This window comes from Bradyrhizobium erythrophlei (assembly GCF_900142985.1).
Taxonomy (GTDB): Bacteria; Pseudomonadota; Alphaproteobacteria; order Rhizobiales; family Xanthobacteraceae; genus Bradyrhizobium; species Bradyrhizobium erythrophlei_B.
Genome location: NZ_LT670849.1, coordinates 261,625 through 273,670, shown reverse-complemented (window position 1 = coordinate 273,670; position 12,046 = coordinate 261,625). Strand labels below are relative to the sequence as shown.

The window sequence follows — 12,046 nt, the reverse complement described above, 5'->3', positions numbered from 1 at the left end:
TCCTTTATTCCGCGGCCTGAAGGCTCTTGGGAGCCGGGCTGAAGTCTTCTCTGAAGTGCTTTAGCGCGCTCATGACCGGGTATGGCGTGAAGCCACCGAGTGCACAGAGCGAGCCGAATTTCATGGTGTTGCAGAGGTCTTCGACCACCGCGAGGTTTTGCTCGACGCGCTCGCCGGCGCGGATCTTGTCGATGGTCTCGACGCCGCGGGTCGATCCGATCCGGCAAGGCGTGCACTTGCCGCAGGATTCGATGGCACAGAACTCCATGGCAAAGCGCGTCTGTTTCACCATGTCGACGGTATCATCGAACACGACGATGCCCGCGTGGCCGATCAAGCCGTCGCGCGCCGCAAAGGCCTCATAGTCGAACGGCGTATCGAACAGCGCGCGCGGGAAGTAGGCGCCCAAGGGGCCGCCGACCTGTACCGCGCGAACCGGGCGGCCGGTAAAAGTGCCGCCGGCGATATCGTCGACGAGTTCGCCGAGCGTGATGCCGAACGCAGTTTCGAACAGGCCGCCAAACTTGACGTTGCCCGCAAGCTGGATCGGCATCGTGCCGCGGGAGCGTCCCATGCCAAAATCGGCATAGGCCTTCGCGCCGCCGGCGAGGATGAAGGGGATCGCTGCAAACGACAGCACGTTGTTGATGACAGTGGGCTTGCCGAACAGCCCTTTGTGCGCCGGCAGCGGCGGCTTGGCGCGGACGATGCCGCGGCGGCCCTCGAGGCTTTCGAGCAGCGACGTTTCTTCGCCGCAAACGTACGCGCCAGCGCCGACGCGCACCTCGAGATCGAATGCGTGCTTCGAGCCGCAGATGTTCGAGCCGAGATAGCCGGCGCGTCTGCCGGCGGCGATGGCGGCATTCATCGCCTCGACCGCATGAGGATATTCCGAGCGGATGTAGATGTAACCCTTGGTGGCGCCCACCGTGACGCCCGCAATCGTCATGCCTTCGATGACCACGAAGGGATCGCCTTCCATGATCATGCGGTCGGCGAAGGTGCCGCTGTCGCCTTCGTCGGCGTTACAGACGATATACTTCCGGTCGGCGCTGGTCTGCGCGACCGTCTTCCACTTGATGCCAGTCGGGAAGCCCGCGCCGCCGCGGCCGCGCAACCCTGAAGTCGTGACGTCGGCGAGAATGGCATCGGATGTCAGCGTCAGCGCACGTTCGAGGCCCTTGTAGCCGTCATGGGCGCGATAATCGTCGACCGAGCGCGGGTCGATAATGCCGCAGCGTGCGAAGGTGAGACGGGTCTGGCGCTTCAGCCACGGAATTTCTTCGGTGAGCCCCTGCCGGAGCGCATGCGGGCCGTCGGCGAGGATCGCATCCAGCACGGATGCGGCATCGGTGTCCTTCACCGGACCAAAGGCGACACGGCCCTTGGGGGTTGCGACCTCGACCATCGGCTCCAGCCAATAAAGACCGCGCGAACCGGTGCGGACGATTTCGATCGCGATATTGCGTTTGGCGGCAGCCTGCTCCAGCGCCACCACGGTTTCCTCGGCGCCAACGGCGACGGCACCCGCATCGCGCGGAATGAAAATACGCAAGCTCATCGCTGGGCCTCCGCGATCAGCGCGTCGATACGCGCTTCATCCAGCATTCCGACGACGCGGCCATCGAGCATCGCCGATGGCGCCGTGGCGCAAAGCCCGAGGCAGTAGATCGGCTCGAGCGTCACCAGTTCGTCCGGCGTCGTGTTGCCCATCGCGATGCCGAGCTTGGCCTCCGCCCGCGCGGCGACCGCGTCACCGCCTGCCGCCTGGCAGGCTTCGGCGCGGCACAGTTTCAGCACATGCTTGCCCGCGGGCTTGCGACGAAAATCATGATAGAAGGTGAAAACTCCGTGCACTTCGGCGCGCGACAAATTCAGCGCTTCAGCGACCATGGGAATCGCCGCTTCCGGCACGTAACCAAACGCCTCCTGCAGCGCGTGCAAAATCACCAGCGTGGCGCCTTCCAAAGCGCTATGCTCGGCGATAATTTCGGCGCCGCGCTTTTCGTCCCACGGCTCGTAGACAGGCATGATCCACCTTCTTATTCAGTAGCTTATGGCTGGCTGATCAGAAGCGGAATCCATTGCTGGAATCAATAAAGCTGTCTCATGCTGCGATAGCGAAAGACAATCGATAGGATGGTGATATTGGGTCATACGCAATCCGGATTGGCGGGTGCCGCATGGAGCCGTTTTCGGGATCAATTCGCGGCCAATTCCGGCTGTTTCGGCCACTGGACTTTTAGCCTCATCCGGCCAATGCCAAGCCATGATATCGGTTGCCCTGGAAACCGTTGGGGGACGTCTTGATCGACAAGCTTGAACTTCTGCTGGCACTGGCCAAGGAACGCCATTTTGGACGGGCGGCGGAGGCCTGCGGCGTCACCCAGCCGACGATGTCGACCAGTCTCAAGCAGTTGGAGGAAATTCTTGGCGTGATGCTGGTACAGCGCGGGTCGCGCTTTCAGGGGTTTACGCCGGAAGGCGAGCGGACGCTGGATTGGGCGCGGCGGATCGTTGGCGACGCCCGCGCGATGCGCCAGGAAATCAACTCGCTGAAGGAGAAGCTCTCGGGCGAAATCCGGATCGCGGCGATCCCGACCGTGCTCGGCATGGTCGCCGCGTTGACGACGCCGTTTCGCGCCCGTCATCCGGACGTGCGATTTCGGGTCGTGTCCTGCACGTCGTCCGATGTGCTCGGCCTGCTCGAAAATCTCGAAGTCGACGCCGGGCTCACCTATATCGAGAACGAGCCGATCGGCAACGTCCGCACCATCCCGCTCTACAATGAAAGCTATCGCCTGCTGACCTCGCCCGATGGCGAATTCGGTGATCGCGAGCAGGTGACCTGGTCGGACGTCGGGAAAGTACCGCTGTGCCTGTTGACGCCGGACATGCAGAACCGGCGCATCATCGATCGCGCGCTGAAATCGGCCGGGGTCGAAGTCACGCCGACGCTGACGTCGAACTCGCTGCTCGTGCTCTATACCCATGTGAAGACCGGCCGCTGGGCGAGCGTGATGCCGGCGAAGCTTGCGGAAACGCTCGGGCTTGCCGATCGCGTCCGCAGCATCCCGATCGTCGAGCCCGTGGTGGACTACAGCATCGGGATGGTGGTCCCGCAGCGCGACCCCATGACGCCGCTGATTGCGGCGCTGGTCCAGATCGCGCGCGAGGTGGCGCCGTCGCTGGCTTGACTTTACATCACGCCGCGGCGGCGATCTTCCCCATCATGGCCCGGTGAGCGTCGCGCGGCAGGCAAACCCGAACGACCGTACCGGTGCCGAGCTTCGAGCGCAGCCGCATCGAGCCGCCGTGCAGGTTGGTCAGCGATCGTGCGATCGCAAGCCCAAGCCCCGAGCCGTGATAGGTCTTGGTCAACTGGCTTTCGACCTGCTCGAACGGCCGGCCGAGGCGCTTGAGCGATTGCGGCGCAATGCCGATGCCGGTGTCGGCGATCAACAACACGACGGAATCCCCGACCTGCCGGCTGCGGACGGTGACCCTGCCGCCGTCCGGGGTAAATTTGACGGCGTTGGAGAGCAGGTTGACGATGATCTGCTTGGTGGCGCGGCGATCCGCCACAACCGAGATCGATCCGTCGATGTCAGCGTCGAGGTCGAGGTTCTTGTCGTTGGCGCGGCCCGACACGACGCGCAGGGATTCGGCGAGCGTCTTCGACAGGTCGAGCTCTTCCATGTCGAGCTTCATGCGGCCCGCTTCGATCTTGGACATATCCAGGATGTCGTTGATCACCTCCAGGAGGTAGTGCCCGCTGGTGAGAATGTCGTGGCAATATTCCTGGTACTTCTCCGAACCGAGCGTGCCGAACATGCCGCTTCCCATTATTTCGGAGAAGCCGATGATGGCGTTGAGCGGCGTGCGCAGTTCGTGGCTCATATTGGCGAGGAATTTGGACTTGGTCTGGTTGGCTTCCTCGGCGCGGGTCTTTTCCCGGGAGTATTTTTCGGCCAGGTCCGCGAGTTCCAGCGCCTGACGTTCAAGCTCGCTCTGTGAGCGCTTCAGGTCGATGACGGTGGCGCGCAGGCGCAGATCGTTGTCGACCAGCTTCTGCTCATGTTCCTTGATGCGGGTGATGTCGGTGCCGACCGAAACATAGCCGCCGTCCTTGGTGCGGCGCTCGCTGATGTGCAGCCAGCTGCCGTCGTCGAGTTGCGCCTCGAAGGTGCGCGCGCCCGGCGCCTGGTTGGCGACTTCGTGCAGGCGGGTCCGCACCTCCGGCATCCGGCCGACCTCGATCACGGTCTCGTAGGAGGTGCCCGGAGTGACCGCCGAATCCGGCAGCTTGTGCAGCCGCTGGAAGTGCGAGTTGCAGAGTACGAGCCGGTCGCTCGCGTCCCACAGCACGAAGGCTTCGGGGATGGTCTCGATCGCGTCGCGCAGCCGAAGGTCGGCTTCGACAGTCTTTTCCGCGAGGCTCTTCTGCTCGGTGATGTCGACCGCGATGCCGATCAGGTGCAGTCCGACGTCGGCAGCGCCCTGGCTGAGTTCGCAGCGCACACGCAGCCAGATCCAGTGACCGTCGGTGTGCCGCATGCGGAAAGTGTGGTCGATATAGTTGATCTTTGCGGAGATCAACTGGTCAGCGATCTCGAACAGATCGATATCGTCCGAATTCACCAGCGCGTTGACCTCGCCGAAGGTCAGGAGGTCGCTGCGGTTCTCCAGCCCCAGCATGGTGAACATCGACTGCGACCAGAAGATCTTGCCGCGCGAGAGATCCCAGTCCCACAGTCCGCAGCGGCCGCGGTTGAGCGCGGTGTCGATGCGGCCGCGCACGGCGTCGTTGATAAGGTCGCCCTCACGGGCGCGTGTCGACTGCCAGTGGAAGGCAAAGCCCAGGATCAGCACGACGAAACCGGTGGTCGCCGACAGCGTCACCGACAGCGCCGCGTCCGAGCGCCAGATCGAATCGATCTTTTCCTGGATCACGATCACCTGGCCGGGCAGCGATTTGACGACGCGGCGGACCGCCAGCGCTCCTTCGCCGTTCGGCAGCGCGATGTCGGCGACCGTGCCGAGGTCCGCCGACGGCGATGACGGTACGACCGCACTGACGACGTCGAGGAGGGCGCCGGTTTCGCCGATCGCGGCTTCGATCGGCACGCGGGCGAGAATCCGCTGGTCGATGCCGGTGACAATGACATGCCGGCCAGTGGCGATCGCCCAGGACGGAATGAGGCCAGGCAGCAGCAACTGGAGACGTTCGAACGATGCGGCGCGATCCTGACGCACGGATGCGATGCGATCGAGACGTTCGGCAAGCAGGTCGGCCACGGCCGCGAGATCGCGCTTGGTGGCCGCGCGCTTTTGCCGGTTCTGGTCGATGACCTGTACGAAGGCGCCGAGGCAGATGGTGATCAGGAACGCAATGATCAGAGTCGGTACTGCACGACGGAGCGCAGGCTCCGCTAACAACAGCCTGTGATAGGCTGGCTTCGCGATCGATTGCGCCAATCCTTTAATCGAATCGGATTGGGCGCACGCGTTCGCCGCGTGTGCGCGCGCCATCCCTCTTGCCCCCTTGGAAAAACCTTCAGAATCTACCCCGTTCGAGGAGAATCGCCGCTCCCCGAATCAGATTCATTTGAATCCACTTTTTCCGGGCTGTCGAGAGTCAACGATTCGTTAATGCAAATAATTCTTGTCCACGACGAATCGTAGTCACCAAAAAGCCCGCAAAAAGCCGGGCGAAGTCGAGTCCGAAACAGGAACGCGCAATCGCAATATAGATTGCGTCAAGTCTTCGGCGGCTCGGCGTGACTGATGACGCGTTTGACGGTCGGGAAGGCGCGGCGAAGTGCGCGCTCGATCTCGTCGACGCTCTCGTGAACCTTGATCACGCTCATCGAAGGCGCCGCACGGCAATGGAAGTTGACGATTTCACCGGCGTCGGTATCGCGCACCCGCACATTGTGGATGTCATGGATCGTCCCTGGCTCGGCGAACTTCACCAGTGCTGCGCGGATGGCATCCACCCGTTCCGGCGCAGCGTCGGTGCCGTGCGGCAATTCCGGTTCCAGCGGTTCGATATGGGTGTCGACCTCGACATCCTCGCCGAATTCGTCGCGAATGTTCCGTTCCAGCCCTTGGGCGATATCATGGGCTGCAATCAGCGTCATCTCGCCGTCGACTTCGAGGTCGATAGAGACGGTGAGCTTGTCGCCGAGGTCATGCACCGTCACATGATGCACGGCGAGGCCGGAATTGCGCGCGATCACCATGACGCGCTCGCGGACGCTCTCATTGTCGCGCGCGACCGGGATCGCGGTAAAGGTGAGGTCGGCGTCCTCGAACGCGGCGGAAACGGCTCCTTGAGCCTTCTGTTTGATTTCGTCGACGCGGTCGATCGGGAACGTGCGCGGGACCTGCACCGTGGCTTCGATGAAATGGGTCGATCCGACCATGCGGACCCGCAAGCGCTCGACGCCGACCACGCCGGGAACGGAGCGGATCGCGGCGGCCGCTTTCTCTGCCGCGCCTTCGGGCGCGCGATCGACCAGGGTTTCGACGGTCGAACGCGCAAGCCGCATGCCGAGCATGGCAATCACGACGGCAACCGTTGCAGCGGCGACCGAGTCGCCCCAGGCATAGCCAAAGCCGGAGAGGGCAAGCCCCGCGATGACCGCGATCGAGCCGAGCACGTCGGAGGCGAAATGCAGCGCGTCGGCGGCCAACGCCTGGCTTTTGGTCTGGTGCGCGGCGCGGTGCAGTGCCCGTGCGCGCCAAAGATTGACCGCGATATCGAGAACGAGCACGACGAAGGGAACGGCCGACAGCGTCGGAGGCGGGGTGCCTTCACGCAGCCGGCTATAGGATTCGACCAGGATGCCGCCGGCGAGCACATAGAGCATCGCGATGATGCCGAGCGCCGACACGCTCTCGAGCTTGCCGTGGCCGTAATGATGCTCCTCGTCGGCAGGCTGGTCGGAAAAGCGCACCACCAGCCAGGTGATCACGGTGGCGACCACGTCGATGGAGGAGTGCAGCGCCTCGGAGATCAGCGCCAGGCTGCCGATGGCGATGCCGACGACGAATTTGGCTGCTGCCATGCCGGCGCTGGCAAAAATCGAAATCGCCGCAACGCGCGACTTGGTGGGATGAATACCGTGGTCCATGCGCGGCGGTTTAGCAGGGCGCCTTTAAGGATTAAAGAACGGACAAGTTTCGCTGTTGCTACTTAGTTGCATTAACGAGAACGGGATTGACATGCATTTTGCTCTCGCGGCGCGAGACGCCCGAGTTGACTGAAAGTTCTTCGCCCGGAATCAAGAGGGCGCAGGGAATGCCGGATGCCAGCCGCCCCCGCAGCCTCGCGTGCAAAATAAAAAAGCACACGAGTTAGTCACCACAGGTTGGCCGAACATTTCGGCATTCCCTGCACGATGGTTTTAACGGTTTCCTTCGCGCTCGCCCCGGAGACCGGGCTTTGTTGTCTCCGCTTTCGACATTGATGCCCAAGCGTCAATGTCGGAGATATCAGCGTCGGGATATCAGGCCCACACGACTTCGCCGTCCGCTCCAGTGTCGCTCGTCTCGCGACATCTTCACGTCCACCGCATCCCGCCCAACGTTCGTGACGATGGCCAACGCCCCTCTTTCGGGCGGGACGACGCGGAGCTGTAAAACTGATTTGCCCGTCGCTTTAAGCGAAATATTTTTTGCAATTGGGCTGGACAGGCTTTTTGAAATCTTGCCCGACGGGCAAATCAGTTGCGCCCGTTAGCGAAGGTGGTTCTGGCGCAGTATGTCCGCTCTCGCAACCAAAGCGATCATCTTCATTCAGGCTAAACCATTGCCACTTTAGTCCGAAGAAGATGGCTGCATAGAAAGCGGTCCCAGCTGGCTACATTATAGTCTGTTGCCGCATATTAAAGTAACTTGCATGGCATGCACCTTTCTGTATCCTGATCATGTTGGTGGATAGAGGAGGGACGCATGAAGGATCTCGCTTCTAAGACCGTGGCAGCGCCGCTTTCTCGTTACGCGCCGTTCCGGCGCGCTGGAGATATCGTCTATTTCTCCGGCATTATCGCCGCCGACCCCTCCACGATGAGGATAATCAAAGGTTATTCGGATCTGCCCTTGGAAGCCCGCAAGCTGGCCGGCGAGATCGGCGAGATGTCGTCGGACCTGAAAGACGGCCCGATCGCGGCTCAGTCGTGGTGGATATTGAACAGCCTGCGTCTGACGGTCGAGGCGGCGGGCGGTACGCTAAATGACGTCGTCAAGCTCACGCAATTCTTCCGAAATTTGCGTGACTTCCCGATTTACAACCGCATCCGCGCCACGTTCTTCGAATCGCCGCCAGCAAGTACGGTGGTCCAAGTGTCGGAGTTGCTGCCAACGCCCGAAACGTTGCTCGAGGTTGAAGCGGTCGCGCACATCCCGCTCGCGCGCGGTCCCGGGGGCTAGCCATGGTCTCCCGCCAACCGGTGCCGGCAGGATCAGCCCACAGCACGGATGGCACTCCGCTTGTCCTGCTCAAGGACCTTGCAAAGGAGTATCCCGGCGTGCGTGCGCTACGGGATGTCTCTCTCGATCTGCGTCGTGGCGAGGTCCATGCGCTCGTCGGCGAAAACGGCGCCGGAAAATCGACGTTGATCCGTATTCTATCGGGTGACGTTCGGCCTGATAGCGGATCGATATCGATCGACGGCGAATTCGTCGTTTTCGATGGGCCACGTGACGCGCGACATCGTGGCGTCGTGACGATCTTTCAAGAATTGACGATAGCTCCGGATTTAAGCGTCGCGGAAAATATCTTCCTCGGCAACGAGCCGGGCTCGCTATTTTACTCGCGGTCAAAAGCAGAGCGTTGGGCCGCCGAGGTTCTGACCTCGCTTGGGGCGGGGTCTCAAATACGGCCATCCGAACTAGCCGGCAATCTCTCAACGGCCCAGAGGCAGATCATAGAAATTGCCCGTGCGCTGGTGCTGCGCGCACCGGTTATCGTTATGGACGAGCCGACCGCGGCGTTGTCGGAAAACGAAGCGGCGGCCCTGCGTCGGTTGATCGTCAGGATGAGAGCCGAAGGCACATGCATTCTCTATGTGTCGCACCGGCTCGACGAAGTCATGAAAATTGCCGATCGTGTTACTGTGCTCCGCGGCGGAGAGCGCGTCGTGACCATGGATGCGTCGTCCATCGGCGGGACGTCCGAGCTGATAAGCCTGATGGTCGGGCGCCCTATCTCCGAACTTTTTCCGCCGCGCAACGAGAAAATCGGCGAAGTGGTCTTGAGCGTTTCGGGCCTCTACCGTCGAGGTGCATTCGACGACGTCAATTTCAACGTGCGCACCGGGGAGGTGGTCGGCTTCGCCGGGCTGGTCGGGGCCGGCCGGACGGAGGTCATGCGGGCTCTCTTTGGCGCCGACGCGCTGGATTCGGGACAGGTCCGCAAGAACGGCCAGGTTCTCACGATCCGCAATCCGCGAGACGCTATTGCGCATGGCATCGCCTATCTTCCGGAAGACCGCAAACACCAGGGCCTCGTGCTCTCGATGTCAGGCGCAGAGAACGTCGTCATGGCGTCGCTTGAAAGGTCATCGGTCGCCGGCTTTGTCTCTGCTTCAGCGATCCGCAAGATAGCGGAGACGATAGGCGCGCGGTTGCACTTCAAAGGGCAACTCGACGCGCCGGCAGGAACAGCATCGGGCGGCAATCAGCAAAAGCTGGTCATTGGCAAATCGATCCTGACGGGCGCGCAAATACTGATTTTCGATGAACCGACACGCGGCATCGACGTCGGCGCGAAAGCTGAAATCTACCGGCTTATCCATCTTCTGGCCGCAGACGGGGCTGCCGTCATCATCGTCTCGTCCGAGTTGCCTGAACTCATGGGGACCTGTCACAGACTCTACGTCATGTCGAACGGCCGTATTCGCGACGAACTCGGGCTCGCCGAATTCGACGAGAAGCGAATTCTGGCGGGTGCCTTCGCGGGGCATATGGCGCCGCAGGCAATTCCGCACACCGTGGCAGCGCCATGACCGTCGGCCTATCCGAAAAAACCGGTGACGTTCCCAGCCAGGATGATGGCCGATCGACGCCGGTCGCGTTCCTTCAGCGCTACGGACGCGAGGTTGGGCTGCCTGTCATTGTCATCGCGATGGCGATCTTCTTCTCGATTAATTCGAACGTTTTCCTTTCGCTGTCGAATTTCAGAAATATCGGGGTCTCGGCTGCCGCGCTCGCAGCGGTGTCCTTTGGACAGACCTTCGCGATCCTGACCGCAGGTCTGGATCTTTCCGTCGGCGCGATCGTCGCCCTGGTCAGTATCATCGGGGCGCTGGTCATGCGTGACCATGGCGTCGGGGCGGGGCTTGCCGCGTCGCTCGGGGCCGGCGCCGCCGTCGGCCTCGCCAACGGAATCGTCATTACACGCTTCAAGGTTTTTCCGTTCATCGCGACTTTGGCGATGATGTCTGTCGTCTCTGGCCTCGCACTGAGCCTCAGTGGTGGCGTGGCGGTCACCGGCGTTCCGGAAGCCTTCTCCAGCTTGGCCTACGCGCGCGCCTTCGGCATTCCGATTCCGGTCATTATTGCCCTCGCAGTGCTGGCCATCTGCATCGTCGTGTTGCGCTACACCAAATTGGGTCGACGGATCTATGCGACTGGCGGCAATGAAGAAGCGGCACGGCTTTCCGGGATTGCCATCGGCGCGGTCAAGGTCGCAGCTTACGTCCTCAGTGGCCTCTGTGCTTCGGTCGGCTCTCTCATTCTGACGGCCCGTGTCGCGTCCGGCCAGCCTTCGCTCGGCGCGACGCTTCCCCTGGAATCGGTCGCCGCTGTCGTTCTCGGCGGTGTTTCACTGTTCGGCGGGCGCGGTTCGGTGGTTGGTGTCGCCTTCGGTGTGCTGTTCATCAGCATCCTCTCGAATGGTCTGAACTTGCTGAATGTACCGTCTTACACGCAGATGATGGTGATCGGCGGCGCGCTGATCCTCGCTGTCTCTCTCGATCAGACCTTCATTGGCTCCCGAGTCGGTAAACGATCTTGATGCATCTGCCACATTGAACGCAAACAGGAGAAATCAAATGCAGTCTCGCTCGCCTACCAAAACACGTCTTGCCGTATTGGCCGCCGCTGGCGTCCTAGCACTCCTGGCCGCAAATCCGGCCTCCGCCGCCGATAAAATCGGCGTGTCGATGCCCAATATTAAAGGGCCCTGGTTCACGCCTGTGCTCTACGGAATTTCGGACGAGGCGAAGAAGCTCGGCTACGATGTCACCATTCAGGATGCCGGCGGATACGCCAACGTCGACAAGCAGGTGAGCCAGTTCTCCAATCTCGTCGTGCAGAAAGTCGCGGCCATACTGATCGATCCGGCCAATCCGGCTTCATTCAACGGAGCGGTGAAAGAGGCGAAGGCCGAGAAAATTCCGGTGATCGGCGCTGGTAGCCCGATCGTGGCGAGCGATGTCGAAGCCGACGCAGCGGCATCTTCAAGTCACTGCAACATTGGACACGAACTTGCCAAGGGGGCCAAAGTCTTGCTGCCGAACGGCGGTACCATCGCCGTGCTTGCCGGGCCCGCTGGCGCGTTCTGGGCGTCCGACCGCCTTCGCTGCTTCAAGGAAGATCTTGCCGGCGGCAATATCAAGATTGTCGCCGAACAGACCAGCGAGCAGGACCCCGCAATTGCGCTTTCGCTGGCCAGCGACTTCCTACAGCGGTTTCCCCAGGTCGACATGCTGTACGGCGCCGATGATACATACGGCGTCGGCGCGGCACGCGCGGCACAAGGCGCGCAAAAGTGCGGCAAGGTGAAAGTGCTGTTCGCGGTGCTGGGCGAGGCCGCCGAGGAAATGATGCGGGCCGGCTGCGCGGATTACGTTGTGGCGCAGCAACCCGTGATGATCGGCCGCACGGCGGTCCAGATGATGGATGCGCTCGTAAAGAGCAAGCCACTCCCTACCAAGAAAGTCGAAGTGCCGCTCGTGCCCGTGACAATGGCGAACCTGAACTCAATCGACAAAACCGGCATGCAGGCGCCCAAAGGTTGGACCCCGTAATCGACAAG

At 61.8% G+C, this 12,046-nt stretch carries 9 protein-coding genes; 5 read left to right on the top strand and 4 right to left on the bottom strand.

Going from position 1 to position 12,046, the window contains the following annotated elements; genetic code table 11:
* Positions 1-4: 4 nt before the first annotated feature.
* Both BUA38_RS01240 and BUA38_RS01235 read right to left on the bottom strand, forming a co-directional pair.
* Complete coding sequence (locus BUA38_RS01240; protein WP_072816140.1) at positions 5-1,561, bottom strand: formate dehydrogenase beta subunit; 1,557 nt, start codon at positions 1,559-1,561, stop codon at positions 5-7.
* Complete coding sequence (locus BUA38_RS01235; protein WP_172806153.1) at positions 1,558-2,034, bottom strand: formate dehydrogenase subunit gamma; 477 nt, start codon at positions 2,032-2,034, stop codon at positions 1,558-1,560. The genes BUA38_RS01240 and BUA38_RS01235 overlap by 4 nt, the downstream gene beginning before the upstream one ends.
* Before the next feature lie 272 nt (positions 2,035-2,306).
* On the opposite strand from BUA38_RS01235, the gene BUA38_RS01230 reads away from it, so the two are divergent.
* Positions 2,307-3,197 carry a LysR family transcriptional regulator gene (locus tag BUA38_RS01230; protein ID WP_072816134.1) on the top strand — a complete coding sequence of 297 codons (891 nt, stop codon included), beginning with the start codon at positions 2,307-2,309 and terminating at the stop codon, positions 3,195-3,197.
* Positions 3,198-3,204: 7 nt separating this feature from the next.
* Here the strand turns inward: BUA38_RS01230 and BUA38_RS01225 are convergent, their stop codons facing one another.
* A complete protein-coding gene (locus BUA38_RS01225) occupies positions 3,205-5,532 on the bottom strand; it encodes a PAS domain-containing sensor histidine kinase (protein ID WP_072816132.1) in 2,328 nt (775 codons plus the stop codon).
* Positions 5,533-5,759: 227 nt separating this feature from the next.
* Entirely contained in the window at positions 5,760-7,139 is a 1,380-nt protein-coding gene (locus BUA38_RS01220; protein WP_072816130.1) for a cation-efflux pump, read from the bottom strand.
* A gap of 820 nt (positions 7,140-7,959) precedes the next feature.
* Here BUA38_RS01220 and BUA38_RS01215 point away from each other — a divergent pair.
* Genes BUA38_RS01215 through BUA38_RS01200 form a run of 4 tightly spaced genes read left to right on the top strand, consistent with a single transcriptional unit; the run spans position 7,960 to position 12,038 of the window.
* A complete protein-coding gene (locus BUA38_RS01215) occupies positions 7,960-8,436 on the top strand; it encodes a RidA family protein (protein WP_072816128.1) in 477 nt (158 codons plus the stop codon).
* A gap of 2 nt (positions 8,437-8,438) precedes the next feature.
* Positions 8,439-10,013, top strand: coding sequence for a sugar ABC transporter ATP-binding protein (locus tag BUA38_RS01210; RefSeq protein ID WP_072816126.1), 1,575 nt, complete (start codon positions 8,439-8,441; stop codon positions 10,011-10,013).
* The gene (locus BUA38_RS01205; RefSeq protein WP_072816124.1) at positions 10,010-11,023 is read left to right on the top strand and encodes an ABC transporter permease; all 1,014 of its coding nucleotides are present in this window, start codon (positions 10,010-10,012) and stop codon (positions 11,021-11,023) included. The genes BUA38_RS01210 and BUA38_RS01205 overlap by 4 nt, the downstream gene beginning before the upstream one ends.
* A 37-nt stretch (positions 11,024-11,060) precedes the next feature.
* Complete coding sequence (locus tag BUA38_RS01200; protein WP_072816122.1) at positions 11,061-12,038, top strand: substrate-binding domain-containing protein; 978 nt, start codon at positions 11,061-11,063, stop codon at positions 12,036-12,038.
* Positions 12,039-12,046 lie beyond the last annotated feature (8 nt).

Coding starts and splice junctions, on each gene's coding strand:
- BUA38_RS01240 (WP_072816140.1), bottom strand. CDS start 1,561: ATGAGCTTGCGTATTTTCATTCCGCGCGATGCGGGTGCCGTCGCCGTT.
- BUA38_RS01200 (WP_072816122.1), top strand. CDS start 11,061: ATGCAGTCTCGCTCGCCTACCAAAACACGTCTTGCCGTATTGGCCGCC.
- BUA38_RS01215 (WP_072816128.1), top strand. CDS start 7,960: ATGAAGGATCTCGCTTCTAAGACCGTGGCAGCGCCGCTTTCTCGTTAC.
- BUA38_RS01205 (WP_072816124.1), top strand. CDS start 10,010: ATGACCGTCGGCCTATCCGAAAAAACCGGTGACGTTCCCAGCCAGGAT.
- BUA38_RS01220 (WP_072816130.1), bottom strand. CDS start 7,139: ATGGACCACGGTATTCATCCCACCAAGTCGCGCGTTGCGGCGATTTCG.
- BUA38_RS01225 (WP_072816132.1), bottom strand. CDS start 5,532: ATGGCGCGCGCACACGCGGCGAACGCGTGCGCCCAATCCGATTCGATT.
- BUA38_RS01210 (WP_072816126.1), top strand. CDS start 8,439: ATGGTCTCCCGCCAACCGGTGCCGGCAGGATCAGCCCACAGCACGGAT.